Origin of the sequence: Salinibius halmophilus (assembly GCF_003577475.1) — a bacterium.
GTDB lineage: Bacteria > Pseudomonadota > Gammaproteobacteria > Pseudomonadales > Natronospirillaceae > Salinibius > Salinibius halmophilus.
In genome coordinates this window covers 12,938-39,905 of record NZ_QPEP01000016.1, presented here as the reverse complement: position 1 = coordinate 39,905, position 26,968 = coordinate 12,938, and the positions used below count along the sequence as shown (strand labels likewise).

General features: G+C 48.5%; 24 protein-coding genes. 15 read left to right on the top strand and 9 right to left on the bottom strand.

Translation table 11 applies throughout. From position 1 onward, the window contains the following. Nucleotides 1-332 precede the first annotated feature (332 nt). The 3 genes from DUW71_RS16350 to DUW71_RS16340 all read right to left on the bottom strand — a co-directional run bounded on the left by DUW71_RS16350 (nt 333) and on the right by DUW71_RS16340 (nt 6,144). Nucleotides 333-3,887, bottom strand: a complete 3,555-nt coding sequence (locus tag DUW71_RS16350) for an ATP-binding protein (RefSeq protein WP_119396353.1) — start codon at nt 3,885-3,887, stop codon at nt 333-335. Beyond that, nucleotides 3,877-4,518: a DUF4194 domain-containing protein gene (locus DUW71_RS16345; RefSeq protein WP_119396352.1), complete on the bottom strand. Its 642-nt coding sequence runs from the start codon at nt 4,516-4,518 to the stop codon at nt 3,877-3,879. Before DUW71_RS16345 ends, DUW71_RS16350 begins: the two co-directional genes overlap by 11 nt. 204 nt (nt 4,519-4,722) lie before the next feature. Beyond that, complete coding sequence (locus DUW71_RS16340) at nt 4,723-6,144, bottom strand: Wadjet anti-phage system protein JetA family protein (RefSeq protein ID WP_119396351.1); 1,422 nt, start codon at nt 6,142-6,144, stop codon at nt 4,723-4,725. A 214-nt stretch (nt 6,145-6,358) separates the two neighbouring features. Here DUW71_RS16340 and DUW71_RS16335 point away from each other — a divergent pair, with 214 nt between their 5' ends. Both DUW71_RS16335 and DUW71_RS16330 read left to right on the top strand, forming a co-directional pair. After that, nucleotides 6,359-7,501: a helix-turn-helix domain-containing protein gene (locus DUW71_RS16335; RefSeq protein WP_158584212.1), complete on the top strand. Its 1,143-nt coding sequence runs from the start codon at nt 6,359-6,361 to the stop codon at nt 7,499-7,501. Nucleotides 7,502-7,610: 109 nt separating this feature from the next. After that, nucleotides 7,611-8,957 (top strand): isochorismatase family protein, encoded by a 1,347-nt coding sequence (locus tag DUW71_RS16330; RefSeq protein WP_119396349.1) that lies wholly within the window; start codon nt 7,611-7,613, stop codon nt 8,955-8,957. A 55-nt stretch (nt 8,958-9,012) separates the two neighbouring features. On the opposite strand, the gene vapC is transcribed toward DUW71_RS16330, so the two are convergent. Together vapC and vapB are read right to left on the bottom strand one after the other, a co-directional pair. After that, a complete protein-coding gene (gene vapC, locus DUW71_RS16325; RefSeq protein ID WP_119396348.1) occupies nt 9,013-9,411 on the bottom strand; it encodes a type II toxin-antitoxin system tRNA(fMet)-specific endonuclease VapC in 399 nt (132 codons plus the stop codon). Further along, nucleotides 9,408-9,638, bottom strand: coding sequence for a type II toxin-antitoxin system VapB family antitoxin (vapB, locus tag DUW71_RS16320; RefSeq protein WP_119396347.1), 231 nt, complete (start codon nt 9,636-9,638; stop codon nt 9,408-9,410). Before vapB ends, vapC begins: the two co-directional genes overlap by 4 nt. A gap of 232 nt (nt 9,639-9,870) precedes the next feature. On the opposite strand from vapB, the gene bcp reads away from it, so the two are divergent. The 5 genes from bcp to DUW71_RS16295 all read left to right on the top strand — a co-directional run bounded on the left by bcp (nt 9,871) and on the right by DUW71_RS16295 (nt 15,991). Further along, nucleotides 9,871-10,350 (top strand): thioredoxin-dependent thiol peroxidase, encoded by a 480-nt coding sequence (gene bcp / locus DUW71_RS16315; RefSeq protein ID WP_119396346.1) that lies wholly within the window; start codon nt 9,871-9,873, stop codon nt 10,348-10,350. A gap of 63 nt (nt 10,351-10,413) precedes the next feature. Continuing rightward, complete coding sequence (gene folE, locus DUW71_RS16310) at nt 10,414-10,971, top strand: GTP cyclohydrolase I FolE (RefSeq protein ID WP_119396345.1); 558 nt, start codon at nt 10,414-10,416, stop codon at nt 10,969-10,971. A 195-nt stretch (nt 10,972-11,166) separates the two neighbouring features. Beyond that, on the top strand, nt 11,167-14,016 hold the full coding sequence (locus DUW71_RS16305) for a valine--tRNA ligase (protein ID WP_119396344.1): 2,850 nt from the start codon (nt 11,167-11,169) through the stop codon (nt 14,014-14,016). 108 nt (nt 14,017-14,124) lie between these two features. Continuing rightward, the gene (locus DUW71_RS16300) at nt 14,125-15,441 is read left to right on the top strand and encodes a GGDEF domain-containing protein (RefSeq protein WP_119396343.1); all 1,317 of its coding nucleotides are present in this window, start codon (nt 14,125-14,127) and stop codon (nt 15,439-15,441) included. 91 nt (nt 15,442-15,532) lie between these two features. Beyond that, nucleotides 15,533-15,991 carry an FKBP-type peptidyl-prolyl cis-trans isomerase gene (locus DUW71_RS16295; protein ID WP_119396342.1) on the top strand — a complete coding sequence of 153 codons (459 nt, stop codon included), beginning with the start codon at nt 15,533-15,535 and terminating at the stop codon, nt 15,989-15,991. A gap of 69 nt (nt 15,992-16,060) precedes the next feature. Here the strand turns inward: DUW71_RS16295 and DUW71_RS16290 are convergent, their stop codons facing one another. After that, a complete protein-coding gene (locus tag DUW71_RS16290; RefSeq protein WP_119396341.1) occupies nt 16,061-16,375 on the bottom strand; it encodes a SelT/SelW/SelH family protein in 315 nt (104 codons plus the stop codon). Nucleotides 16,376-16,420: 45 nt separating this feature from the next. Here DUW71_RS16290 and DUW71_RS17625 point away from each other — a divergent pair, with 45 nt between their 5' ends. From DUW71_RS17625 to DUW71_RS16265, 6 genes are read left to right on the top strand one after another with little or no spacing between them, the layout of a single operon-like run. Beyond that, on the top strand, nt 16,421-16,747 hold the full coding sequence (locus DUW71_RS17625) for a hypothetical protein (protein WP_158584211.1): 327 nt from the start codon (nt 16,421-16,423) through the stop codon (nt 16,745-16,747). Beyond that, the gene (locus DUW71_RS16285) at nt 16,651-17,610 is read left to right on the top strand and encodes an asparaginase domain-containing protein (protein WP_119396340.1); all 960 of its coding nucleotides are present in this window, start codon (nt 16,651-16,653) and stop codon (nt 17,608-17,610) included. Before DUW71_RS17625 ends, DUW71_RS16285 begins: the two co-directional genes overlap by 97 nt. A 47-nt stretch (nt 17,611-17,657) precedes the next feature. After that, entirely contained in the window at nt 17,658-18,041 is a 384-nt protein-coding gene (locus tag DUW71_RS16280) for a hypothetical protein (RefSeq protein ID WP_119396339.1), read from the top strand. After that, nucleotides 18,022-20,295, top strand: a complete 2,274-nt coding sequence (locus DUW71_RS16275; protein ID WP_119396338.1) for an ATP-dependent helicase C-terminal domain-containing protein — start codon at nt 18,022-18,024, stop codon at nt 20,293-20,295. The genes DUW71_RS16280 and DUW71_RS16275 overlap by 20 nt, the downstream gene beginning before the upstream one ends. Then, a complete protein-coding gene (locus tag DUW71_RS16270) occupies nt 20,285-20,671 on the top strand; it encodes a diacylglycerol kinase (protein ID WP_119396337.1) in 387 nt (128 codons plus the stop codon). The genes DUW71_RS16275 and DUW71_RS16270 overlap by 11 nt, the downstream gene beginning before the upstream one ends. Beyond that, nucleotides 20,671-21,132 carry an RDD family protein gene (locus DUW71_RS16265; RefSeq protein WP_158584207.1) on the top strand — a complete coding sequence of 154 codons (462 nt, stop codon included), beginning with the start codon at nt 20,671-20,673 and terminating at the stop codon, nt 21,130-21,132. Before DUW71_RS16270 ends, DUW71_RS16265 begins: the two co-directional genes overlap by 1 nt. Here the strand turns inward: DUW71_RS16265 and DUW71_RS16260 are convergent. Both DUW71_RS16260 and DUW71_RS16255 read right to left on the bottom strand, forming a co-directional pair. Then, on the bottom strand, nt 21,122-22,156 hold the full coding sequence (locus DUW71_RS16260) for an LptF/LptG family permease (protein ID WP_119396335.1): 1,035 nt from the start codon (nt 22,154-22,156) through the stop codon (nt 21,122-21,124). The two genes, DUW71_RS16265 and DUW71_RS16260, sit on opposite strands and share 11 nt — an antisense overlap. Beyond that, nucleotides 22,153-23,214 carry an LptF/LptG family permease gene (locus DUW71_RS16255; protein ID WP_158584205.1) on the bottom strand — a complete coding sequence of 354 codons (1,062 nt, stop codon included), beginning with the start codon at nt 23,212-23,214 and terminating at the stop codon, nt 22,153-22,155. Before DUW71_RS16255 ends, DUW71_RS16260 begins: the two co-directional genes overlap by 4 nt. 82 nt (nt 23,215-23,296) lie before the next feature. On the opposite strand from DUW71_RS16255, the gene DUW71_RS16250 reads away from it, so the two are divergent. Beyond that, nucleotides 23,297-24,742 carry a leucyl aminopeptidase gene (locus DUW71_RS16250; RefSeq protein WP_233546177.1) on the top strand — a complete coding sequence of 482 codons (1,446 nt, stop codon included), beginning with the start codon at nt 23,297-23,299 and terminating at the stop codon, nt 24,740-24,742. Between the two features lie 168 nt (nt 24,743-24,910). Then, nucleotides 24,911-25,552 carry a MarC family protein gene (locus DUW71_RS16245; protein ID WP_119396332.1) on the top strand — a complete coding sequence of 214 codons (642 nt, stop codon included), beginning with the start codon at nt 24,911-24,913 and terminating at the stop codon, nt 25,550-25,552. Here the strand turns inward: DUW71_RS16245 and DUW71_RS16240 are convergent. Beyond that, complete coding sequence (locus tag DUW71_RS16240) at nt 25,536-26,939, bottom strand: cryptochrome/photolyase family protein (RefSeq protein ID WP_119396331.1); 1,404 nt, start codon at nt 26,937-26,939, stop codon at nt 25,536-25,538. The two genes, DUW71_RS16245 and DUW71_RS16240, sit on opposite strands and share 17 nt — an antisense overlap. Nucleotides 26,940-26,968 lie beyond the last annotated feature (29 nt).

Sequence of the window (26,968 nt, the reverse complement as noted above, 5' to 3'; positions counted from 1 at the left end):
AGTTATACGCAAACAATCTTAATTTGCCTTAATTATGCAGCAGGATGATGAGCCTGTCTGTGAGGGGAGTTACTTATTTGGCTGCGGTAATTTTGCTTAAGGACAAAATCGTAGGTTTCACGAACAGAATGTTCGGGAAACATTGATTGGTGACGCTTTATGTTGCCCGGCAGAAAAACACCTGCCGTACAACCTACTAAGTAGAGGCCTAGGTTTCACGAACTCAAGCTTCGGGGAAACAATGACCGGCGGCGATACATGTTGTCCGACAGGATAAACACCCTGTCGTACAACCTACGATATTTTATAGATCACCGCCAACACATGGCGCCTTAAGCAAAACTCTCCATAAACTCAAGCTCGGCTTGCCTGCGCAACACTTTGCGATGCTGCGCCCATAGCACCTTGATTTTGTCTTGATTAAAGCGCTGGCGGTCAAGCAAAACCGTTGAAGTCAGCTCACCGACCGGCTGCGAACCTGGCACTTTGCTAAAGACAAACTGGTGCGAGACCACGTCTTTATATGGCCCTGCTTTACTGGTTGGCATAATGAACAGCAGCTGCAAACCCTGGGTTTTAGTCAGGTAGTCGATCACTTCACGAGAGCGGGTTTCATCCATCTTCGAGAAGGCTTCATCGACCAGCACCATACGCAGGTGCGAATCGCCTTGATCAAAACCAAAGGCGCTCGTGACCGCTGCCGAACGGATGATATAAGCCGGTGTTTCGAGCTGACCACCCGAGCCCGTACCGTACTGCGATAGCGCAATTGGCTGCTTGCCTTCTGGTATCTTATAGATCTCATAGTTGCGGTAATTACGGTAATCCGAGATACGCGCCAGCTCCGCCATGGCTTGCTGCTCGTTGTCCGACAGCAACATGTCCATCCACTTGTCGAGCACCTTTTGTGCACTGGCTGATAACGCCACATCAAACAGGCTATTGCGCTCACCCAAACTTGGGTTTTGGCGAATTTCTTCAAGGAACTGCCAGTATTCTTTAAACTCTGGTACCCAACTCCAACCAAACTCAAAGCGTTCTTTATCGGCACCAAAACGGTAATGCTGCAACTCGTCATTTAGTTGCTCTAGGCGCGCTTTACCCGATTCAACCGCGCGGTAAACCGCATGGCAAAGGTTGGTGACAAACGCCGAATGGAAGCTCTCGCGCAGCTCATGCAAGCTTTGCTCACGTCCCATCAACACGTTGTGGGTCAACTGAGTTTGCAAACGGGTGATCTCAGCTTCCAGTTCAACTGCAGCTTCAAAAAACGCTAGGCTCTCAATGCCCTGCCCTTGCAAGTTGAATAGCAATTGCTCATGCGCTTGGGCCTGCAAATTGTACTGGGCAATCGACTTGTCGACCTGCACAACGGTGCTCAGCAGCGACTGTGATTTTTGCTCAAGTTCCGCGGTTAGGGCATCTAGTTTAAGCTGATCAGCACGCTCTGTTGCTTCGCTAATAAGCGCCTTCAATTTTAGCTGCGGCCAAGCTTTAGCCACCGCTGCTAACGACTCTTCAGCATCTTCGGCGATGATTTGTGTTGCTTCTTGCTGCTCGTCGAGCTTGGCAACCTGCTTAGCAATGCTTTCAAGTTTACCGAGCGCTCGCCCGCGCTCACTGATGGTTTGATCTAGTTTTTCACGCTGCGCATGCAACGCCGCGAGTTTTTCATCGTAACGCAGCTGCAAGCTTGCCGTATCGGTAAGGTCCAAGCCTTCTAAGCGGCTTTGGTTAATGCGCTGGCGCTCTTTGGCATCCAAAAACGCTTCAATTGGCAACTGCACCCTAGCGACAGACTTCAGCTGGTTATAGGCATCTTGCTGCACACTATAGTGCGCTAGCAATGGCTGCATATCTTGCTGTAGTTCGGTGATTTGGACTTCTACTGCCGCTTGTGAGCGAGCGCGACCTGATTGACCAAACACCAAATCACGATCGGCAATATCACAGCGATAATAGGCATAACCACCAGTGGCAATTCCGGTTTTGGTCAAACCACGGCGCGTGTTTTTCAACTCAGCTTCGGAGTTCACCAATACCGCACTGCCAAAGCTGGCAGTCAGGTAGGCTTTCACCGTTTCATTGTCCATCACCAGCTGATTGATCAAGCTGTTTTGTTCAACTGGGCGGCGATTGGCATCTTTACGCGCTTGCTGACCTTGAATCACTCGGGCGCGATTTTTAGCCGGCAGGTCACGTAATAGCTGCGCTGCTTCGACCTCATAATCTGGGTCAACAACAATGCCAAAACGTGCCATGGCCAAATAACCTTCAATAGCCGACTGCCATGAGGCATCTTGCACTTCAACAAAGTCGGCCAACACAGCTGGCTTGGCTTGAGGTAACTGCTGGCGAATATAGGCTAATGCTTCTTCAACAAAACCTGGCAATCCACGCTGCGAGCCTTGCTGACTGCCTTGTAAGCGCTGAATTTTTTCGCGAATTTTTGCTATGCCTTGCTCTGATTGCTGCATTTGACTGCGCAAATCAGCCAGCACACCTTGATCAGCATCACCTAGCGCTTCGACAATGGCAACGTATTGGTCAGCTAAGGCCGCCACACCAAGCAGGCGATTCACTAGGTTTTCATTACCCACCCAGTCATCACCAGCCAAGTCGTTAATATCAAAATCTAGCGCAGGCAGTTTGCCAACCTTGTCGGCCAACATGGCATTCGAGGCCGCAATTTGCGGTTTCTGCGCCTGCAGTGTAACTATGCCTGCTTGCAAGGCCAATAACTGCTGCGGCAACTGCTGCTGCAATGAGGTCAATACCTGCTTCGCGTCGGCCAGTTCAGTTTCTAACTGATCTTTGGTGTGTAGCTGCGAACCTTGACGTTGAGCGGCAATATCACGCAGCTCGTCTTCTAGTTGCTGATACTGCTTTTGCTCAACAACAATTTGTCGCTCAAGCGAGTCCAAATTCTGCTGAATATCTTGCTGCGTCGCTTTGGCTTTTAAATAAGCCTGCTGGTCGGCACGGTATTTGGCAATGGCCACGGCCAGTTCATCGGCGCGACAGCCACTCCAGTCGGTAAGATAACGCTCGATGCCATTATGCGCCGCCGTTAACATGTCACTAGCGGCCCGCACACGCTTGGCTTCCTTTTCGATGCGATTGATCGACTTCATCAACTCAGAGACTTCTTTAATCGCTTCGCCCAAGTCGATTGGATCAAGAATTTCTTGCCCAACAAACTGGTTGACCGACTTCACTGGCTTGTAGGCCATAAAGCGAGCGAATGCCTTGGCAGCATTCATCGCCTCACGCTCACCCATCGCATGTGATGGCATACCGCGCAGGGCGCCATACAGGGCGCGCAAGTAGTGCTTTTTATTGTCGCAGCGCTCCACTTCGCCATAGTCTTTTTGCAAACGTTTAAAAACTTTTGCTACCGGCAACCATTGTGGGCCTTGTGGCGTTTGCTCCTGAAAATCAGCCAGCGCCATTTGCTCACAATTCACAATAAAAAACTGCTGTTGTTTTAGCCGTGCCGTACGCTGATTACCAGAGCCTTCAATGAAGGCATCCATCGCCATCACAGCGGTAAAGGCTTGTGCCTGTTCGCCTTGCGTGGGGTGAAAGCTGGCAGCTAGGTAACAAGTCGCACCATTAGGGCGGGCATAAGCACCATCATCACAGCCCAGCACATAACTGGCGAGCGTACGTACTTGTTTCCCACGCGAGCGCTGACTGGCCTCTTCTTGACCTGGGTTAAAGGCAAATAGAGTGTCATGCGCTGCGGTCATTACTGTTTGAATGGCATCCGCCGCAGTGGTTTTACCCGAGCCGTTACCACCAGATAACAAGTTGACCGGGCCAAAATCTAAAACACGATTCGGCAGGTTGCCCCAGTTAATTAATACCAGTTGTTTAAGAAACATGAGTCACCTCCTGCTCCGTTGAGTTTGCCGACGCCATGGCATCCGCAACCAAAGACACCACCGCAGGGCGAATCCAAACTAGATCGTTGCCATCGTTAAAATCACTGGCCAGTTTGATAACTTTCAATTGGCGTAAATTGGCAAATAACTGGTCACGCTCAACCTTGCTCTCGGGCAGCTGGCGGTCTAACTGTTGGCGCATCAATAGTGAAATACTCTCAAGCGATGAGCGCACCTGATTATGCTCATCCAAACGTGCTTCACGAATACCTCGGTCATATTCCAAGCGCAGCGCCAGCAACATGGCCACTTCATTTTGACTTAACCGTTTACGTAGCGGTTTAGCAGCATTGTCTTCTGGTTGTTCGGCATCACCTGGAATGGTCGAATTTGGCGGATAAGCTCGTACCAATTCAAATACGTCGTCGTGCATTAAACGAATGCCCAGCACATCAAAATAATCAGTTAATAGCGGCGCAAGACGAATAAATAGGTCGTATAGCGCCTCTTCTGTCGCGCTATCTGAGCGCACAATGATGCCTTGGTCTAACAAACGGTAGGCCACATCGCGAAACTGATTTAGGGTTAGGTCCAGTTTTTCTAACTGCTGTTCTAATTCAACTATCATCATATTCTGCTTATAAATCGCTGAATGAGTGCAATGGTTCGTGCTGGGTTTGCGGGCGGCTCTGCTTATTCACTTCCTCGGCACGGTCGGGTGCGACCCCAGACCAAGTACGTCCCTGTATGCTCGACACCTGCGTCCTGCAGGTGACGGCCTCGAAGCAAACAAGCAGAACCGCCCTCAATTCTGCAACGAATCACTAGCCGTTCATCAAGAGGCAACTCGCACGCTAAAATCATCTTGCACGGCGATGACTTCGCCCTGCTGGTTTTTAATCTCTACTTGCACAGGTTCGCCAGCTTCGTTTAGCACTGGTTCGATAAACCAACCATCGCCAGCATCTAACAGGTGACTGATTGCTAATAGATCAGTCGCTTGGTTTACCGGTAAGGCATTTTTGCTGGCACAGCCTTGTTGTTCGCTTAGCCATGAGCCTAACCATTGCTTTTGAATGCTAAAGGCTTCCGACAGTTTGCGCTCAACATGCAAGGCTTGTTGTTGGTCTTGGCTGAGTTTTTGTTCGGTTTGAATGCTTTGGTCAATATCGCGATTAGTACGCTCACGCAGGCTTAAGCTACCTGGATCAACCAAGCGGACTCGCACACCGCTGAGTGCATCGGCCATTTGATCAAGCTGAGCGTCGAGCTGGCCAGATTGGCGCCAGTTTTGCACCGCTTGATTCAGCGCCTGGGTTGGCTGGGCGGCGAACGATAGTTGGCGAATAATAAGCTCGCCACGTTTAGTAAACTGATTGAGCGCTTGACGCAGGGTTGGCAGCATCACATCACAAGCATTGTTAACCCGTTGATTAACAACATCTAAGTAGCGCCAGAGAAGGCTTTCTTTGCCTGCTTGATCTGGCATTAAGGCGCGCAGTCGCTCTTCTGCATCACGCTTCCAATCATTGTCTTGCGAGCGAATATCACTTACCAATTGATTGATTTGCAAACGATACTTTTCAACATTGTCGGCCGACAGACGAATGGCCAAGTCTGGCTTAAAACGCTTTTCCATAAAATCAAAAAAGGCATCACTGGCTTGGCTCAGTTCAGCTTGGTCACTGACTTCTTTGACCAACTGACGGCGTTTAGCTTCAAGCTCTTCAATCATGTCGCTAAAGTCGGTGACAATATTGTCGCTGGCGGCATTTGCCTCAAGTAGATCGTATACATCACCATGCGTCACAAAACTGCGCAGCGCATTGCGGGTATTACGGGCATTACGGTGGCGAATTTGGCGTACCGGCTGCTGTGGTGCAATAAAGGGCTCGGTGAACTTGCGCCCCATTTCGCTAAAGCCATAGCTAACCTGATAGTTCGCTTCATCTAAATGGCGCTCTAACCAACCGTAATTGATCAACTGATTCAGTACCCAAGCAGCCTGCTCGCGCTTATCTTTAAAACGCTCAGCACCGGCTTGGTCATCCTCAAGCACATCCGTAATGACTTCATGCTGAGCGATCCCCTCAGCAAGCAGCGCTAACACATCAGCGCGCGTTAACATCAAACCACGCTCAACCTTGTTGGCATCATACAGTCGCTGATACAACGCCTTCAGTCCTGCGGCAATTTGCTCACGGTACTTGCTGGTAAGCGGGCGGAAAAAATCTTGTTGTTTACCTGAAAAAAACATCGACACACATTCTTCGCAGTGGATCGGCTATCTTGGCAAATCATACTGCGATAGCAAAGTATTTTGTTGTACGGGTCACAAAAACAAAGCGCCAGCAATAGCACATCAACACAACCAGAATGCCAAAACCTTGACCGACTTAGCAGTTGATTTATGAAAAATGATTAGGCTGGGGTCTGTATCCAACCACCTCGTTAACCGAAATTTAAGCAAAATGACCCTTGACCAAATCAGCATCATTATTCTGACCATTCTGAGCATTGGCGCTCTGCAGAGTGTGGGCCTTAGCCTCAACCTATTCATTCGCAAGCATCACTTTTTAGCTTGCTGGATAGGCTTGTTTGGCATAGAGATCGCCAGCAAAGTTGCCATGCAAGTTGATTTATTACGCCCAATGAGCCAATGGCTCGGTTTTTGGTTATCGCTAGATCTGTTTTATGGGCCGCTACTATACCTATGGGTACAAGGGCTGCTGAATGGCAAGGTAAACCGGCGACAGTTGTTACACCTAGCACCGGCTGTATTGGTGCTTCTCCAAACACTAAGCATGGTCGTCATGCTGGGTCAAAACGGTCGAGCCGACCATATTGCAACCGTATATGAAACCGGTCTCTGGACGTCGATTCATTCTTGGCTCGATTACATTCAGCCCTACATTTTATATCACCCGTTCTTTTATTCGGCTCTGTCGTTGGCAACACTTTTGCGATATCGAAAAAGATTTAATAATCATTGTAGTGAATCCCTTGCCGTGCGGTTCGATTGGTTAGTCAGCATGCTCGTACTGCAACTAATCATGTGGCCGACTGTTGCGTATATCTTTAATTCACTGCCAATTTCTGCGCCTAACGCTTGGCTCGCTAGTTATATCCCGGCAGTAGTCTGGATTAACTGCTTAGCAGTTATTAGCCTTTATCACCATAGTGTGATCATTAACCGAGTTGTTATCCCTGCCCCTAACGTTGAAGCAGAAAAAGATAAAAATGCCTTAGAAAAACAACAAATTCGCCAAATAGAAAACGCACTGTTGAAATTTAAAGACCAAGGGATATTCAAACACCCGCGCCTAACACTAGATGAAATGGCGACAGCAACAAACATCGCCAGCCATACACTGAGCCAATATTTAAACAATGAACTGGGGGTAAACTTTTTTGACTATATTAATAGTCTACGCATAGAAGCCGTTAAAGAGGCGCTAATGTGCGATAACAATCAAGCAACCATTTTGCAAATTGCCATGGAAAATGGCTTTAACAGCAAATCAACGTTCAATACCGTGTTTAAGAAACAGGTAGGCTGCACACCTAGCGAGTATCGTCGCAAGCGACCAAATAGCGTGATCAATGTCGCATAAGTGAACGTTCAGAGGTGCAGTTTAGCAAGTCTGAACGCTTGAACCTGCAAGTTTTGCCACTGTCCACTTCGCAGTTAAGTGAAACAGCCAAAACAAAAAAGAGGTTCAAATGCTAAAAAGAACATTTGCAATAATACCCATAGTTGCTGCACTCTCGGCATGCCAAATTACCGCCGATAAAATCACTACCGACCCACAACTACCTGAGCTGGTCACGGTAAGTGAGATGGTCGAATTAACCCCGTCGAACACCAGTGTACTGATTATCGATGCTCAACAAGGTTATGTTATGGGTTCACCAGATTTCTGGATTGATGTCTGGTATCCAAACTTAGAGCAACCGGTTGAAAATGTTGACCCCCTCCAGGCAGAGAAGATAGACAACATTGCGACCATTGCTAAAGCGGCCAACCGTTTAGGTTTCACCACCAATATTACCTATGAGGCCTATAATACAGAATTCGGTTTAGACTATTCGCCATTTATTGAGAGCATTAAACAAGAACTGCCAGCAAGCACCGGCGAGTTTTTCAAGGGTTACTTTGACTCCACTAAAGAAGCGGATATTAATGCAGCAATGCAAGCATTATTAGACCAAGGCATCAGCAATATTGTTGTCAGTGGCGCGGAAACCGATGTTTGTGTGATGCAAACAATACTAGGCCTTCGTAAAATGGGCTTTAATGTATATTTCGCCAGTGACGCAACCTTCTCAACTGAAATGTACAACCGGCATGTCTTCAAACGCTTGCAGCAAGCGGGTGTAAATTTGGCGACAACCGATGAAATTATCGAGTCGATGACGGCTGCTGATGAAATGATCTACAGCCCACGCTATGCCATTGCAGAACGCGAGCAGCTTCACAAAGGTGACCGCAGGTTAATGGCAGCCGTGCATTTTAATATGGATCAAGATAGCCTAGCAATGGCTGAACACGACAACTTGCGTGCCATAGAATATCGCACCTACGCTTGGACACTCGAACAAGAATACATGTTCAGCCAGCCTAACCAAGCGAACATGCCAAACTACCATGTTTCAGCACAGCTCAAGGCATTCAGTAGTGGCTACCCACAGCCGGTAAACTTAAAAACTGTCGACGCAATTGCAACAGTTGTTAGCGACATGCAGCAAGCTGGTAAGACACAAGCTGTACTAACCGGCGTTGTTGGTGAACAAGAGTTGATCGATGCAGTACTAGCCTTTACCAACGCTGGCATCACACCCATCATTATCGAGGATAACTTGCGCGGCCGTGAAGTTGACCCAATTCACTTCTTAGATACTGCCTATAACCTAGGCGCCGTACCAAGTAGTCACAAATCGACAGGTTATGAAATGTATGAGGCCGTGCAACTTGCCGACTTCAGCGAGGCTGAAAAAGGCGGCTACTACGCTCGTATTGACAGCGGCAAAGACCAAACCATCCCTGAGCTCTACCCACGTTTGCGCTAACCGCAGCCTTAAGATAGCGCCCTAACTAGGCGCTATCTATTTTAAATCGCCTAGGTTAGACCCAGTTTTCTATACGAAGCCCGTCAACCCGCAAAAATTCTTTGCTGTTGTTGGTTACTAAAATTAGGCCCTCGGCTCTTGCATGACCGGCAATCATTTGATCATAAGGGCCAATCAGCGTTCCTTTTTTTGCCAGTTCTGCTCGAACCTGCCCTGTGTGCACTGCTGCCTTCTGATCATAATCAAGCACATCAATTCTTGCGATTAGCCCCTCCACCTGAGCCAAGTTACGCTCGGGCTGCGCCGATCGTTCCGCACTATAGATCAGTTCCATCAATACCACACTCGAGCAACACATCTGACCATGTTTGCGCTTAAAGGCTTCTCGCACGGCTTCTGGTTTGTTTTTGATTGTGTAAATCAGGATATTGGTATCTAGCATGTACTTGATCATAGACTTTCACGCACCTGTTCCTCGGGCTGCTCACGTTCAAGCATAAAATCCTCGCTTACCCCTTCACCGTCGAACCACGCATCCCAGCTGTCTTCAACGGGGGTAATTAGCCTACTGCGGCCAATAGAAATAATTTCTACTTTCTTTACCGATTCAGGAAATCGATCACTGACAGGAATTCGAACCGCTTGGCTCTGATTACTTTTAAACACACTAGCAATGGCCATGGCACACCTCACGTATACACCATAGGGATATACAAATTATAGTAGATCACAGGGATATATCAACGGGATATACCAATACCATCACCTTAAACCCGCTGGGGCGGGTATCGAGGCTAAACTTCCTAGCATGGTTACAGACTCCTTCAACAGAGTGTAATCAACAATCCGGCTCTGCTAATCTATGGTCAGCACAACAACGTAGCATTCAATTTCGAGAAGTTAAGGAGTGATCATGCCAGTTCAATTAAACTTGCCAGAAGTTGGCCAGCCGGCACCAGCGTTTAAAGCGCTTAACCAGCGTGAAGAGGAAGTAACGTTAGAAAGCCTGAAAGGCAAGAAGGTGGTATTCTACTTTTACCCAAAAGCCATGACACCGGGCTGTACGACTCAGGCGTGTGGCATTCGCGATAGCAAAGCGGATTATGAGGCGCGCAACGCTGTGGTATTGGGTATTAGCCCAGATGAACCCAAGCGTTTGGTGAAGTTTATTGAAAAAGAAAACCTCAACTTCGATTTATTGAGCGATCCAGACCATGCCATTGCTGATGCTTATGGCGTGTGGGCACTAAAAAAGTTCATGGGCAAAGAGTACGAAGGCATCCACCGTTTAACCTTTATCATCGATGAAGAAGGCGTTTTGCGCCACATTGTCGAGAAGGTTAAAACAAAAACTCACCACTCAGACGTGCTAGAAATTTTAGATTCGTTATAATGCCGCGCTTTAATAACGAATTTTTAGTGAGGGCGGCTGCCCTCACTTAGTTTTGGATGGCGCATGATCGACAAACTGACTGAGCACTACCGTGGCATTCTGCAGGAAATTGGCGAAGACGTAACTCGCGATGGCCTGCTCGACACGCCAGCCCGCGCGGCAAAAGCAATGGCCTTTTTAAACGAAGGCTACAACAAAACCTTAGACGATGTCGTCAATGGCGCCGTATTTGAAAGCGACAACGACGAAATGGTGATCGTGCAAGACATCGAGTTCTACTCTTTATGCGAACACCATCTGTTACCCTTTATTGGTAAAGCCCACGTTGCTTACTTGCCTTCGGACAAAGTACTAGGCTTGTCTAAATTTGCACGCATCGTTGACATGTACTCGCGCCGCCTGCAAATTCAAGAAGGCTTAACCAAACAAATTGCTGATGCCATTCAAACGGCGACCAATGCCCGTGGCGTTGGCGTGGTATTAGAAGCACAGCACATGTGTATGATGATGCGCGGCGTACAGAAACAAAACGCCAGCATGCGTACCTCGGTTATGCTCGGCACCTTCCGCAGCAAACCGGCAACCCGCGCAGAATTTTTATCGTTAATCGGTAAAAAATAAGTAACGAATTTTGAACTACGGGGCGAGGTTCACGATGTAGGTTGTGAACCCGTCACCTGCAGGACGCAGGTGTCGAGCCTACATGGACGTACTTGCGGGCGTGGTGAAACAACTTTCATCGTGAGCCTCGCCCCCGCACATTGTTTCAACTCGAGCGCACTTGCGCCTTGGCAACTAAAAAAGTGATGACACAAAATGGATAAGAACTACCAGCCACAAGCGATTGAAAAAACGCTGTATCAACAATGGGAAGAAAAAAACTACTTTGCCCCATCTGGCAAAGGTGAGTCTTACTGTGTCATGTTGCCACCACCAAACGTCACCGGCACCTTGCACATGGGGCACGCCTTCCAGCAGACCATTATGGATGCCATTATTCGCTTCCAACGCATGCAAGGCAAAAACACCCTTTGGCAGGCAGGTACTGACCACGCTGGTATCGCCACGCAAATGGTGGTTGAGCGCCAGCTCGAAGCACAAGGCCAAACTCGCCATGATCTAGGTCGTGAAGCCTTTATCGACAAGGTGTGGGAATGGAAAGAGCAAAGTGGTGGCACCATTACTCAGCAGATGCGTCGTTTGGGTGCTTCGGTTGACTGGTCACGCGAGCGTTTCACCATGGACGAAGGTCTGTCAGAAGCGGTGACCGAAATCTTCGTCAAATTACACGAAGAAGGCCTAATTTACCGTGGCAAACGCCTAGTTAACTGGGACCCTAAATTCCATACAGCGATTTCTGACCTAGAAGTAGAAAACGTTGATGAGCAAGGCTCACTGTGGCACTTCCGCTACCCACTTGCCGATGGCGCTACCACCTCGGAAGGCAAAGACTACCTAGTGGTTGCCACCACGCGCCCTGAAACCATGCTCGGCGATACCATGGTGGCCGTTAACCCAGAAGATGAGCGCTACACCAACTTGGTTGGCAAGTTTGTAGAACTGCCATTCACTGGCCGTCGCATTCCAATCGTTGCCGATGACTATGTTGATCTAGAGTTCGGTACTGGCTGTGTGAAGATCACGCCTGCGCACGACTTCAATGACTATGAAGTGGGTAAGCGCAACGACAGCAAGCTGATCAACATCTTCAACCATTCTGCTGAAGTACTAGCTGCCGGTGAAGTATACGACTACAACGGTCGTCCAATTGAAGGCGAAAGCGCTCATATTCCAGAAAAATTTGCTGGTTTAGATCGTTTTGAAGCACGTAAGCAAATTGTTGCGGAGTTCGAAGCACAAGGCCTGCTTGAAAAGATCGATCCACACGCACTAAAAACACCACGTGCTGAACGTGGTGCTACCGTTGTGGAGCCTTGGTTAACAGACCAATGGTACGTTGCAACCAAAACACTGGCTGAAACAGCGATTAAAGCGGTTGAAGACGGTGACATCGAGTTTGTGCCGAAGCAGTGGGAAAACACCTACTTCTCGTGGATGCGCGACATTCAAGACTGGTGTATCTCGCGCCAGCTTTGGTGGGGCCACCAGATTCCTGCCTGGTATGACGCTGAAGGTAGAGTATATGTTGGTCGCAGCGAAGAAGAAGTGCGTGCTAAGCACAACCTTGGCGACATCGAGCTAACACGCGATGAAGACGTACTAGATACTTGGTTCAGCTCTGGCTTGTGGACCTTCTCTACTCTGGGTTGGCCTAACGAGACCGAAGCGCTTAAAACCTTCCACCCTACCGACGTATTGGTGACGGGTTTTGACATCATCTTCTTCTGGATTGCCCGCATGATCATGATGACCATGCACACCATTAAAGACGAAGATGGCAAGCCGCAAGTGCCATTTAAGAAGGTATACGTTACTGGCCTAATCCGTGACGAAAACGGCCAAAAGATGTCGAAGTCTAAGGGTAATGTAATCGACCCAATCGACTTGATCGATGGCATCAGTGTTGATGACCTAGTGGCGAAGCGCACCTCTGGCATGATGCAGCCAAAACTAGCTGCCAAGATCGAAAAAGCCACGCGTAAGGCATTCCCAGAAGGTTTTGCCGCCTCGGGTACCGATGCGCTGCGTTTCACCATGACGGCGATGGCTTCGAATGGCCGTGACATCAAGTTTGATGTTAAGCGTCTTGAGGGTTACCGCAACTTCTGCAACAAGCTTTGGAACGCCTCACGCTATGCCTTGATGAACACCGAAGGCCAAGACTGTGGTCAAAATGGTGGCGAAGTTGAACTTACGCTGGCTGATCGCTGGATCACCTCGCAGCTACAGCGCGTAACCGAAGAAGTTCACACAGCATTTAACACCTATCGCTTCGACATCGCTTCGAACAAGATCTACGACTTTGTTTGGAACGAATTCTGTAGCTGGTACCTGGAGCTATCTAAGCCAGTATTCTGGGATGACAACGCACCAGAAGCTCGCCTGCGTGGCACGCGTAAAACCCTGATCACAGTGCTTGAGAGCATCTTGCGCCTTGCGCACCCTATCATGCCGTTTATCACCGAAGAGATTTGGCAGGCGATCAAGCCGCTGGCGGGTAAATCGGGTGAATCGATCATGATCGAAGACTACCCAACGGCTGACAAAGCGCTGATCGATGAATCAGCCGAGCAGCAAATTACTTGGGTGAAAGGTGTGATAGAATCAGTGCGTAACATCCGCTCTGAGCTAAACGTATCGCCAAGCAAAGAACTAGACGTGATTCTAGATAATACCAGCGACAGCGATGCGGCAATTTTGGCTGATAACGAAGCCTTCGTTAAACAACTAGCCAAACTTGCCAGTATTCGCATTTTGCCAGCTGGCGAAGAAGCACCAATGGCCTCTTCTGCCCTAGTTGGCAATATGAAAGTATTGGTACCTATGGCTGGTTTGATCGACGTTGACGCAGAAGTGGCACGTCTAAACAAAGAACTAGGCAAGCTAGAAGGCGAAATCAAACGCATTAATGGCAAACTAGGTAACGAAGGTTTTGTGGCCAAAGCACCAGCCGCCGTAGTGGAAAAAGAAAAAGCCAAGGCGGCGGACTTAGAGCGCCAAATTGGTGAGATTAATAGTCAGATTGCGCGTTTGAAAAAAATCTAACGCCATTCCAAAACAGATTACAAATGCCACATTACGTGGCATTTTTTTTGCCTGATTACCGGCAACAATGTATTGTTATGGTTCTGTAAACTCGGTGAGTAATTGATTATGACAAAGGATACAAGCCAAAAACTTACGCTATTAGTGTTAGGACTTGCCATTTTTGTCACGCTTGCTGCGCTGCTTCTGCAACGCTATGGCTTAAATAAATCAATGACCATTGACTCAAGTACGCTTTATAACGTTGCCGTTTCGGACGATCGCCCAGTTGGCGGGCGCTCCATCGCATCACTCAATTACGATGAAAACGCAATTGAGATGACCTGCGACATCAATACCTCTTATGCCTGGCCATACTGTCAGTTGGCGGTAGAGTTTGCCGATGCGCCGGATGGCATTGATTTATCTGGCTATGACACGATTGAACTTGATGTGTCGATTACCGGCCCCGGTAAGCCGTCGCTGCGCGTCTATCTAAGAAACTTCAACCCAGCTTACGCCAACCCAAGCCGCTCTACCACACTGAAAGTAAATGAAGTGGAATACGACACCCAAGTCTACGATGGTTTCTTAACGCTACCCTTGTCAACTTTTTCGGTACCAGCTTGGTGGCGAATCAATAACAATGTGGACATTTCTTACGGTCAGCCCGAGTTCGACAATGTAACGCTTATGGAGTTATCAACTGGCTCCATTGTAGAAAATGGGCGGTATACTATCAGCATGCGCTCAGTCAAGTTTACTGGGAAGCTGGTATCACAGGCCACAATAATGGCGTACTTGCTGTGCATGTGGGTGCTACTGGCACTAGTGTTTATTATTGCGCAATACTGGCTAGATATTCGCCGTCAAATGCGGCGCAAAGAGCGACATAAAATTTTACAAGAAATTGAAGCAGCACTTGGCGCAGACACAGCCGAGCCTAAGTTTGATCCCGTAACAGGCTTGGGTACGCGCAAGTATTTGCGCAGTCGCATCATTGACATAATGCGCGACAGCGAAGAGACCCCTGCAACGGCTATATTGGTCGAGATCGATCATCACTGCGATTACTATCATCAGGATGCAAGTGTGCAAGAAAGTCTGCTGGCCGATTTAGCGCGCTTGGTCAAACGCAATACGCGTGAAAAAGACATTACCATCCGTTGGCATGCCACTCAGTTACTCATCATTTGCCCTGCCACCACTACGGCACAAACCATCCAGCTGGCGGAAAAAATTCGTCAGCTATCGGAGGAGGCTAATTGGCGTGATGGGCTAAGGCTCACACTCTCCATGGGGGTTGTGCAACACAATAACACCTCACTTGCTGTGTTCAGCGATACGCTAACTCAAGCACTGCATCGCGCTCGAAACGAAGGTGGTAATCGAACGGTGGCACTACTGATGAAGCCTGGGCAACAAGAACCGAAATTAGTGAATTAATTAGTACTATACGGTTAACCAATATCGCTGTTCGTGCTAGGGTTACCCTAAGCCCTGCATGGCAGGATATTCTCAAGAAAATGGTAACACTATGATCACTAAAGACAGCGTTGTTGAATTTCACTACAAGGTGACCGATGCAGAAGGCAACCTTATCGATCAGTCTGGTGAAGACGCACCGCTAAAATACCTACACGGTTACAACAACATTGTTCCAGGTTTAGAGTCACAGCTGCAAGATAAAGAAACTGGCGCAAAATTCGAAGCATCGGTTCCAGCAGCACTTGCTTATGGCGAGAAAAATGATGCATTGGTTCAACAAGTACCAGCTGCCATGTTCCAAGGTGTCGACAATGTTGAAGTTGGCATGGGCTTTTCTGCCCAAACGCCGCAAGGCCCTGTTGAAGTTACAGTAGTAGCTGTAGAAGACGACATGGTGACTGTTGACGGCAACCACCCACTTGCCGGTAAAGACCTTACTTTCGACGTAGAAATCGTTTCGGTTCGTGAAGCGACTGCAGAAGAACTAGAGCACGGTCACGCTCACTAATATCAAAGTAGAGTACCGAATAGTAAAAGCACCGAGCCGTCGGTGCTTTTTTGTATCGATAAACTTTTGCTACTGATCACCTTCAGGCAGGCCGCAAGCATCATCTACACAACGGTCAGTATGGCTTAAGTCTTTCTCTGGCCAACACTGGTTGCGCAACTTACGCTTAAGCGCCTTTATTTCTGGAAAGCCAGCATCTCGCTTGCGATCGGCAAGCATTTCACCATCAACAAATATACTAAATCGCCCGCCCTGCTCTAGCTCAGGAATCAGCGTCACGGCAATACCGTTCTGCTCAAACGACTGCAACAACTCTTGGGCATACCACGCTGCTCTCACCATCCATTTACAACCAGCACAGTAAATAATCTCAACCTTCACCATAACAACTATACTCCTGCTATTGACCGGTAAAAATAGGAGGCACTCTTGTCAGGATTTACCATTACCTACGCCACAGAAACCCTAAACGAACTAATTTACGCCCTAGATGACGCCTATTGGGAAGCCAGCACTATAGAATTAAAAGATGCCGTGTACAATGTACAGCGTGCATTCACGGAAGAACTGATTGAATTACACAAAGTCAGTGTTCAAGATGGCGACTACAAATACGAGCCAGTCAATGAAGGGCTAAGAAATCTAGCACCTTCTATATCATGGCTACGCGAAAACTTATCAAGTGTATGCAGACGAACGCACACTCAACATCGAGTCGCCGAGCTGCTGCAGCGAGTGCAACCACTATTGCAATGATACAAATAATTTATACGGGTGGGACCATAGGTATGGTGCCCACCGAAACCGGGCTACAACCGAACAAAGAACTTTTTTTGTCAGCTATTGATGACTATGTTGATACCGACATTCAATGGACTGTTCTTGACCCTTTATTAGACAGTTCGCAAATAACACCGAAGAACTGGCAGCAAATCTTGGCGTCGATAGATTACAAAGCGCATGCCACCATTATTCTGCACGGCACGGATACCCTTGCCTATACCGCAGCAATGCTCAGTTTTTTTGCCAAACCCGACCACCCGCTCGTAGTCACCGGCAGCCAACTGAGTTGGTTTGAAGACGGATCCGATGCACCGGCCAATCTGGATCTAGCATTACTTGCTTGCACAACACCAGGCTGCCATATTGCCTTCGGTGACAAGCTGCTGCCTGCCCGCACCTGCTATAAGCTGCACACAGAAGCCTTCGACGGGTTTGCACAATATGACCGTGTTGAGCACTCGCATACCCTAGTAGAGGCGATTCAACCAGTTCGCTACCACTGGCTAACGCCAATACCAGGGCAGCTAATACCCAAACTAGATGAGTTAGATGTGCTTATTTTAGACAACTTAGGCAGTGGGCAAGTGCCCGAGTCTAGTGAACTCAAAACATTGCTAACCAAAGCAAAGCACGTGTTGGTTACTAGCCAATGCCCGCACGGTAATGTTGACCTTAGCAGGTATGCCGCCAACGAGTTTCTTAGGCCATATCACCCCATTTCCTGTGGCCGCGCCCGGCGCGAAGAAATCATCGCTGCCTGTTATGCGGCATTTTCCCAGCAAGAAAGCCCACCCGGCCAATGGCTTACTAACTATTTCGCAATACGCAGTGCTTGAATCAGTGCAATTTGTTAGTATCCGAGCAAAGATTCAGCGGAGGTATTATGGCGATCGCAACCTGGGATCCGAATCAGCAATCTAACGACGAAATAACCGTCGAACAGCTTAACAACTTGGCTGCGCAATACAGCGAGGATTGTGACATAAGTGCAATCTTCGCCGATCAAGATTATTGGCAAGCCATTATGCAACGCAAAGACTGGCGCCTTGCCAATGACTTAAGCAATGAGGCGTTGTGGCATCTAGTCATCATGTTCACTCGCTTAGAAGCAGAAAATAGCGCCTTCACCACTGGCGATGGCAACCCTGCTATCGCGTTTTTTAAGATACTAAAAAAGCGCAAAGCCACACCCGACAGTGAGCAAGTTCGCTGGCTAAAGAGCTTAACCAGTAACCGGTTTATCCCGCATGGCCCAATCACCTTCTAACCTACCAATATTTGCTGCCTTGCCAACGCTCAACAAGCGTTGGCACACACAGCAACGTTGGGTCATCGAAGCAGCGCCAGGGGCCGGGAAATCAACCGAGCTACCAAAGTTTGTTTTAGAACAACTCTCGGCAGGCAAAAAGATCATCCTCGTTCAGCCTAGACGTGCGGCGGCAAAAACGGTGGCCCAGCGCATAGCTGAGCAACTTAACGAACCACTTGGGCAACGCGTTGGCTATCAGGTTGCAAAAGAGCAATCACTCAGCGCCAATACGCAACTAATTGTGATGACTACAGGGGTATTGTTGCAATACCTTGCTAGCGATAGCCTACTAGAAGATGTTGAGTCGGTTTTGCTCGATGAATTTCATGAGCGCTCTTGGCACCTAGATGCCTTGTTCGCACTATGCTTGCAAATCAGCTGGTTGCGCGAAGATTTTCATTTAGTGGTGCTGTCAGCCACGCTACCAGGCAAACAAATTGCCGAGGCAATGCAGGGAGAACTCATTCAGGTACCTGGCAGACAATACCCAGTTGACATTAGCTACCAACCAACCGAAAACTTAACAGCAAGCATTGTTGCCACCCTAGCAAACCACAACTGCCCTACTTTGGTGTTTTTACCTGGCCGACGCTGGATCGACGAAGTGGCTAGTTACCTTACAAACCGCCCTTGTTACGCCCTACATAGCGGCCTAACACTTCCCGAGCAGCAAGCGGTGATTAATGCTCGTGAAGATAATCGAGTCATTTTGGCAACCAATATCGCCGAAACCTCACTTACGATTCCAGGCATCGAGTTGGTGATAGACAGTGGTCAAGCTAGGCATCCGGTTGTCGACAAAACCAGTGGCTTAACCAAACTTGTTACCCGCCGTATTAGCCGAGCCAATGCCGATCAACGAGCGGGTCGCGCGGGTCGCACACAGGCTGGTCAAGCCATACGCTTATGGTCACAAGATGAGCCCTTGATTGCTCAACCAAGACCAGATATTGAGCATCAGCCGCTTTTTGAACTCTATTTGTTACTCTGCCAGATCGGTGAGCAACCCGAGCAACTGCCTTGGCTATCACCGCCTAATCCTTTAGCCTGGCAAAAAGCCCGGCAACAAGCGCAGGAGTGGGGCTGGGTAGATCATGATAAACTAACCCAGGTTGGCAAAACCGCTATGGCACTAGCAACTGAGCCTGGAATAGCGCGCCTAGTGTTAAGCCAGCCAGATAACAAGCAGGCCATTACGCTAGCGGCGCACTTGCACTGTCATGGAGATGAGCTAACGTTGCGCCGCTCTCGCGAGGTAGATATGCAATTGCGCGCTTGGCAGCAACTTGGCTACCAGAACCAAGCCATCTCTCGCTCGCTTGGCGACCTACTAGCACCGGGATTCAGTCAGCTTTTGGTCCCACCCAATGCTACGAAAACGCTAGCCGGGCAACATGTATCTCAGCAACTGCCACACTGGCGTCTAGTTTGGCAAGCCACGCCAACCAACAATGGTCTACGAGAGCGTAATAGTTTTCAGGTAAGTGAGTCAGTGGCAGAGGCTGTGCTGCAGAACAATCAGCGCACGATTGCTCAATATGAATGGGCGAACCGGCAACCAAAAAAATACATCGCAACGCTGGTACACAATTATTTGGTTAAACGCGAACCAGCAAAATTTAGCAACGACGACTGGCAGCAAGCGATCATCAATCGACTCAATCAGCTTGGCATTGAGCTGCTATTGCATCAGCAATCAGCCATTGACTGGTATCAAAAGTATCAGTTTGCCATTGCTAATCAACTACTTGCAGATACTCGGATATACCTAGAAGAGTTTTCATGGTTAGCCGATTACCTTGCAGGCATTAACAAATTTGATGCATCGCAGCTTTTTTCTCTTGTTCAGCACCAACTCGACCCAGGTAGCGTGATTGACTCAACATTGCCAAGTGTTTGGCAATCACCTGCAGGCACACGAATAAAAATAGACTACAGTGAGGCAATACCATGCGTCGCAGTAAAATTACAGGCTTGTTTTGGCTTATCTAGTCAGCCGAATATTGCTGGCAAGGCGCTGCGTTTAAACTTGTGCTCACCATCTGGCCAGCCTGTGGCGCAGACCACAGACATTAACTTTTTTTGGCAACAAGCGTATCCACAAGTTCGCAAAGAGCTAAGAGGTCGTTACAATAAGCACCCTTGGCCTGAGGACCCAACGACCGCCAAGGCAACCCTACAAACTAATCGGCAGCTTAGAAATGAATCATAAACCAGAAGCAAAAGGATTCGTTCGCGTTATTAAAGCAACGGGCTATTCAATGAAAGGTCTCAAAGCTGCGTATCAGCACGAAATTGCCTTTCGCCAGGAAGTGGTTTTACTATTGTGCTTATTCCCTGCCTCGTTTTTTGTTGCACGTAATGCCACCCAATGGGCATTGTTAATGGGTACAGTGATCATTGTGATGATCGTCGAGCTGGTTAACTCGGCCATTGAAGCGGCCGTCGACCGCCATGGCGGAGAGTGGCACGAGCTATCCGGCCGAGCTAAAGATCTTGGCTCTGCCTCAGTATTTATGGCGTTGCTTAACCTAGCGTTTGTTTGGGGCGCCATTTTTGTTGATAACTATATTTGGAGTGTTTGGTAGTGACCAACCCGTCCCTCGTTGTGCGCCTACTGGCAATCGTTTATGAAACCCTAGTGATTGGTGCCTTAATCATGCTCTATGCATTTGCCGCAGAAGCACTCATGGTCTTGCTACAATTAACGCCTGCGCCGTCGGCTGAGCTACATGATGCCACCTACTCCCAGCATCCGCTGTACTTTGTGGGGCTATTCACTTTTATCTGGCTGTATTTTGCCTTTTTCTGGCGCCGTTCAGGGCAAACCGTTGCCATGCAAGCATGGCGTTTAAAGCTTACTAATGCCCGTGGTGACAGTCGCCCGACCTGGCTACAAACGTTCATTCGTTTTTTAGCCGCTATTGTGTCGCTGCTGCTGTTAGGCAGCGGCTATTTAATCGCATTGTTAAGAAGTGATAAAAAAACGCTACCCGATTTGCTTTCTGACACTGAACTGGTGCGTTTAGAGAAAAAACCTAAGCTTTAACCAACCGATAGCTCGCAACTACAAACACAAGTGCCGCAGGCAAAAGTGCAAAGACGAATGCCGGCGCCGCAACTGCGGCATTGATTGCAGCTAACAAATCCTGCACAAGTACCAACGCCACGCCTATCACTGTACCTTGAATGATCCGCTCGCTCGCGGATACTTTCCTGGTCGAGCCAAAAACAAACGATGCGCTAAGAAGCAGTAATGCAAAGGTAGTAATGGGTTGACTCAATCTATCCCAAAATGCCACTTCCATTTTGCGCACATACAAGCGCCCCGTCATCGAGAGCATCTTGTAGTCAACCAGTTCTACAAAACTCAAACTCGCACTCTGACCAAACAAATATTGCACGACTTCTGGTGTCGCGCTGATATCAATGTCGGTTGAATCTGACACCTGTTGCACAAGGCCATTAGGCGTAATCGATAGTGCCGAGACATCCTCTGCTAGCCAGCGGTCCCGGCGTTCATCATATGCAAGGTTAGGCGCATGCTGAAAAGCTTCTATCTTGCCATCGTTTATTTCGAACTGGCGTACATCTTTCAGGGCATCGCCATCTACCTGTGCGGCAACAAGCTTGCCAGCATCCATAAACACACCTGAAAAAACTTCGGAACTGTCACCTACACCATCTCTGATTTGCAGGGTTGCATGGCTAAGGGGGCCTTTTACATAGTCAATCGTGATTAACCAAGCGATATGCGTGGAAACCAAAAGCATTGCACTAAAAGCAATGATCTTTAGCTTAGTGATACCACAAGCCTGCATGACGACAAGCTCACTGCTGTTGGCTAGCCCTCCCAATGTCACCAACAAAGCGACCAAGAACACGACAGGCGCTAGTTCGGTCATTCTTAATGGTGTTTCCATTACCGTTACTAGAGCCGCTTTGCCCATAGATAAATCACTATAGGTTAGCTCTCCCATCATGGTAATCAGCAGTTCAAGCAGCGACACCGATATCGCCACCAACAGTAACTTTGAAAATATTTGCCTACAGAGATAGCGCCAGATAATCATCTATACCTCCGCAAGCGGCGCAAAATTGCCGAGCGTTCAAAGAATGCCAAACTAAGGGCAATGGTGAGCCCATAAATCCAAACACCAGTAGCAAGCCAAGGCGACGCACCATCATATGCCACAGCCCGGTGTGCTGACGACATGACACTACTGAGGCCCATGTAGATGATGATGGCCGGAATAATTTTGGCAAACTTACCGGAGCGCGAGTCCGTTCTAGATAAAGGCACGGCAAAAAAAGGAATCACAATCAGTAACAGCGGATAGTGCAATCGCCACATTAAGGTTGCATTGCCCCACCCTGATTGCCAATTGAATTGCTTCCATAAATTGAATGACGACACCGCCTTAAAGAAATTTTCTTTGGTTTCGCGATAGTCATTTAGCAAAATTTGATAGCGATCAAAATAAGTGGACACATATCCATCACTCGAAACCTGGAACATCTGCCCATCGAGCATAAGCAAATAGTCCACATCACCATCGAGAACAATTTCTGCTTGTTTAGCGCTTATCACTTCGGCGTTTTCGCCATCTTCTGTGTAAAGGGTAATGCCATAAAAAATGCCATTTTCCTTCGCATCAACCTGTATTGCTTGCCCTTCAAACTGCACTACAGCACCAGGCGTTAGAATTTGCTCTAGGGCTGTACGCCGTTGCTGGTCATAAAATTCATTGCCTGCTAAGCGCATTTCAGGGGACACATAAATGGATAGAACACAAACAACCAAGGCTGTCACCCCTGCCGGTATTAATGCTGCTTTATACAACATCGATCGATCACCACCGCATGAAGTTACCGCAGTCATCTCATTTTGCGCGTACAGGCGAGCGTAAGTGAGCATAAGGGCAATCATAAACGAGGGTGGGATGATCTCCAGAGCAAACCTAGGCAAATTAAACAAAATTGACGTAAATACGAGTTGAGGGGCATCGATGCCTGAAGCGCTTGCCAAGCCACTGGTCATTCTGGTACCAGCAAAAATGACGAGCAGCAAAAAGGTAATCACCAACTGCAAGCCGACAACTTCTCGAAACAGATATTTGTAAATGCGCAAAGGCCACTTCCTCGCAGAATTGCGTGCGAGCACGTAAGATACCCGAGAGATGTCTCAAGACCAACCAAACATTGGAGAAAGCATGGAAATTACCGCGCTAAGCAACAGCTCATCAATCGATCATTCAGTTATTGTTACTTTTATTGCAGAGCAAGGCTTGTCCCAAGGCAATCAATCTTTACCGGCTGAACTGAGCACAATGCTAAAAGCAGCCGTTGAACGCAAACAAGTCAGCAGCAAACTAGGTAAAAGCGCAACACTGGTTAGCGGTGAGCACACGTTAATTGTTGTTGGTGCTGGCGAGGATGCTAAACGAGATCTAGGCGCGTTTGATAAAGCCATTGCCGCGGCAGCCTCTGCACTAGAGGCAGTAGAAGCTAAAACCGCCACCGCAGTGATTGATACACTCACCATTGAAAACAAGTCTGCAGCCCAGCTAGCAGAACGTGCTGCCACCGAGTTCGCCAAAGCTACTTACCGCTATACCGAAACCAAGACCGACGCCAAACCAGCGCATATTGAATCACTGGCAATCATTGGTGACGAGGCAAGCGTTGCTAAAGGTGCAGCCATCGCTCAGGGCATTAACCTAACACGTCGATTAGGTGACCTACCGGGCAATATCGCCACACCTAGTTACTTGGCTAATCAAGCCGAGGCACTCGCCAGTGAGTTCAGCCATATCAATACTAAAGTGATTGATGAAAAAGAACTCGAAACAATGGGCGCTGCTGCATTTATATCAGTTTCAAAAGGATCAACGGAACCTGGCAAGTTAATCGCCATGGAATACCTTGGTGGCAACGACGGTGATGCACCTTATGTATTTGTCGGCAAAGGCATCACATTCGATTCAGGTGGCATCAGCATCAAACCTGGCCAAGGTATGGATGAGATGAAGTATGACATGGGTGGTGCGGCTTCTGTATTTGGTCTAATGCAAGCAGTGGCTTTACTAAAGCCAAACGTCAATGTAATTGGTGTTGTGGCCGCCGCTGAAAACATGCCAGCAGGCAATGCAAGCAAACCAGGCGATGTGGTAACTTCACTGTCGGGTAAAACCATCGAAATCCTTAATACTGACGCCGAAGGCCGTTTAGTACTGTGTGATGCCTTAACTTGGGCCATTAACGAGTATAAGCCAAACACTATCCTCGACATTGCTACGCTCACTGGTGCCTGCATGATGGCGCTTGGCAACGTAAACTCTGGCTTGATGACAGAAAATGACGAACTTGCAGAGGCCATTATTGCATCAGGTAAAACAACCAATGATCGCTTCTGGCGCTTACCATTAGAAAAAGAATATCAAGAACTGATCGACTCACCATTCGCCGACATGCAAAACATTGGTGGTCGTTTGGCGGGCGCAACCACAGCAGCTTGCTTCTTAGCTCGTTTCACTGACGGCCAGCGCTGGGCACACTTAGACATTGCCGGTACAGCCTGGCAAAGCACACCAAAAGGTGGTTCTGGCCGCCCAGTTGCAGCGCTAGTTGACTTCCTACTAAGCGACAGCAGCAAGTAATCTCTAAGCCTATCTAGACTTGCACTACCGCATGCGCCCCCACAGGGCGCATGTGTCTCTCCTAGCAGACTCGTTCACCATCCCTTACAGTTCTTTTTTGTTTGCCAACCTTCCATTACACAAGCGAATACGGGAAACTCCACCGCCCAAACCAAGGTGGAGCCCATTATGGATTTTAATCAATTGCTGCTGTTGTTCACGGCCCTGTTTGCCATGATCAACCCAATTGCCTCAATTCCTGTATTTTCTGCGCTAACGCATGGCTACAATGCCCAAGAAACTCGAAGCATTGCGATAAAAGCCTGTGTTTTTGCTGGCATTGCCCTACTCTTTTTTGCCTATACCGGCGATAAACTATTCGACTTCTTTGGGCTATCGCTCGATAGCTTGCGCATTGTCGGCGGCATTATTTTCTTCCTTATTGGCTTTGACATGCTAAAAGGCAAGTTCAACGCGCCGAAACGGCAAGCCGACAACGGCGAAATCGCCGAGCAAGACGGTAATGATGTTGCTATTGCACCACTGGGTGTGCCCATTGTAGGTGGTCCGGGCGCCATCGCCGTTACCATGATTGCCTTTGAAGAAGCACAAGGCTTCACCGACATGGCAGCACTAACAGCTGTTGTTATCGCCATCCTTGTACTAACAACGGTGATATTTATTACCGGCGAGCGCTTAATTAAAGTGGTTGGCGAGTCTGGCACGCAAGCATTGCTAAGGTTAATGGGCCTGATTGTTATGATGCTGGCAACTGAATTTTTCTTTACCGGCCTAGGCCCAAAAATTGTTGCCATTAGTCAGCAGCTTTAATTTGGCTGAATGCCGCGAGCGCCTGCTTGCGGCTCTCTTTTAGATCCACCAAGGGCTTTGGATACTGTTTATCCAATACCACCCCCGCTTGTCGCAACTGCGAAAACCCACCCAACCATGGTTGAATGGCCAACTTCGCTGGTAAGTTAGCGAGTTCAGGACACCAAGTTTTAATATAACTCGCATCCGGATCAAATCGCTCGGCTTGCGTGGCAGGGTTAAAAACTCGAAAGTAAGGCGCCGCATCCGCACCACAGCCAGCCACCCACTGCCAACTGGCCCAATTCGGTGCCGGTGCACTATCTAGCAAGGTATCATCGAACCATGCCCGACCCTGCTGCCAGGGTTGTAGCATATTTTTCACCAGCAGCGAGCCGACAATCATGCGTACTCGGTTGTGCATCCACCCGGTGTGCCAAAGCTGGCGCATACCGGCATCAACAATAGGAATACCGGTTTGCCCCTGCTGCCAAGCTAGCAACCATTGCTCGTTAGGCTGCCATGGGAAAGCAGTGAACTTTGCTTGCAGAGGCTCGCTGTCTAAATAAGGATTAAGCGCTAACTGATAGTGACTAAATTCTCGCCAGCCAAGCTCGCGCAGCCAAACATTGTCAAAATGCCAGGCATGCCCCAACGCAAGCATACGGTGAACTATGGTTCGCACACTAATTTCACCAAAGGCAAGATGTGGCGATAAACCACTGGTTGCGTCCTGCGCCGGTACATCACGATGCTCGCCATAACGACTAATAGGCGCCTCGATAAAGCGGGCGAGCCGCTCTTGCGCGCCAATCTCACCTGGCTCAAACACTTCATAAAACCCTGCATCCCACCCCAGCTTTGGGCGCCACTGCGGCAACTCGTCACAACACTCTAACCGCGCTTGCAAGGCAGCACGAACAGAGGGATTGTCTTGCAGCTTTATTGGTGCAGGCGTTGGCTCAAGTATGGGTTGCTTAGCCAATGCCGCCTTCCAAAATGGGGTAAATACTTTGAAGTGCCCCCCCTGCTTATTGGTTAGCTGTGTATCAAATAGCAAGTTAGCAGGGTAACGGTATAAATTTGCAACGGAAAGAGAATCGGCGACGGCTTGCCCAAATCGGTCGACTGTATCGGTGAAATAAATACCTAGGTCTAATGCTTGTGCAACAGATGCCAGCGAACTGGCAGGACTATTAACTAATAGCAAGTCACTGCCAAGTGACGCAAGGTCACGTTTGAGCCGAGCTAGCGACACTTGCAACCAAGCTTTGCGGGCACTACCAAGGTCATCTAGATGATTGGTTAAAAAGACAGGGATAACAGCGCCCGCCCGAACCGCGTCCGCTAACGCAGGATGATCGGTTAAACGAAGATCGCGCCAAAAAACGACAATAGAAGTACGCATAAAGCTCCTTATTTTTACGTGCTTACGAA

Coding starts and splice junctions, on each gene's coding strand:
- DUW71_RS16250 (WP_233546177.1), top strand. CDS start 23,297: ATGGAAATTACCGCGCTAAGCAACAGCTCATCAATCGATCATTCAGTT.
- DUW71_RS16290 (WP_119396341.1), bottom strand. CDS start 16,375: ATGGTGAAGGTTGAGATTATTTACTGTGCTGGTTGTAAATGGATGGTG.
- DUW71_RS16240 (WP_119396331.1), bottom strand. CDS start 26,939: ATGCGTACTTCTATTGTCGTTTTTTGGCGCGATCTTCGTTTAACCGAT.
- DUW71_RS16285 (WP_119396340.1), top strand. CDS start 16,651: ATGGCTACGCGAAAACTTATCAAGTGTATGCAGACGAACGCACACTCA.
- folE (WP_119396345.1), top strand. CDS start 10,414: ATGATCGACAAACTGACTGAGCACTACCGTGGCATTCTGCAGGAAATT.
- bcp (WP_119396346.1), top strand. CDS start 9,871: ATGCCAGTTCAATTAAACTTGCCAGAAGTTGGCCAGCCGGCACCAGCG.
- DUW71_RS16300 (WP_119396343.1), top strand. CDS start 14,125: ATGACAAAGGATACAAGCCAAAAACTTACGCTATTAGTGTTAGGACTT.
- vapC (WP_119396348.1), bottom strand. CDS start 9,411: ATGATCAAGTACATGCTAGATACCAATATCCTGATTTACACAATCAAA.
- DUW71_RS16330 (WP_119396349.1), top strand. CDS start 7,611: ATGCTAAAAAGAACATTTGCAATAATACCCATAGTTGCTGCACTCTCG.
- DUW71_RS16340 (WP_119396351.1), bottom strand. CDS start 6,144: ATGTTTTTTTCAGGTAAACAACAAGATTTTTTCCGCCCGCTTACCAGC.
- DUW71_RS16270 (WP_119396337.1), top strand. CDS start 20,285: ATGAATCATAAACCAGAAGCAAAAGGATTCGTTCGCGTTATTAAAGCA.
- DUW71_RS16350 (WP_119396353.1), bottom strand. CDS start 3,887: ATGTTTCTTAAACAACTGGTATTAATTAACTGGGGCAACCTGCCGAAT.
- DUW71_RS16305 (WP_119396344.1), top strand. CDS start 11,167: ATGGATAAGAACTACCAGCCACAAGCGATTGAAAAAACGCTGTATCAA.
- vapB (WP_119396347.1), bottom strand. CDS start 9,638: ATGGCCATTGCTAGTGTGTTTAAAAGTAATCAGAGCCAAGCGGTTCGA.
- DUW71_RS16280 (WP_119396339.1), top strand. CDS start 17,658: ATGGCGATCGCAACCTGGGATCCGAATCAGCAATCTAACGACGAAATA.
- DUW71_RS16345 (WP_119396352.1), bottom strand. CDS start 4,518: ATGATGATAGTTGAATTAGAACAGCAGTTAGAAAAACTGGACCTAACC.
- DUW71_RS16260 (WP_119396335.1), bottom strand. CDS start 22,156: ATGATTATCTGGCGCTATCTCTGTAGGCAAATATTTTCAAAGTTACTG.
- DUW71_RS16295 (WP_119396342.1), top strand. CDS start 15,533: ATGATCACTAAAGACAGCGTTGTTGAATTTCACTACAAGGTGACCGAT.
- DUW71_RS16275 (WP_119396338.1), top strand. CDS start 18,022: ATGGCCCAATCACCTTCTAACCTACCAATATTTGCTGCCTTGCCAACG.
- DUW71_RS16335 (WP_158584212.1), top strand. CDS start 6,359: ATGACCCTTGACCAAATCAGCATCATTATTCTGACCATTCTGAGCATT.
- DUW71_RS16245 (WP_119396332.1), top strand. CDS start 24,911: ATGGATTTTAATCAATTGCTGCTGTTGTTCACGGCCCTGTTTGCCATG.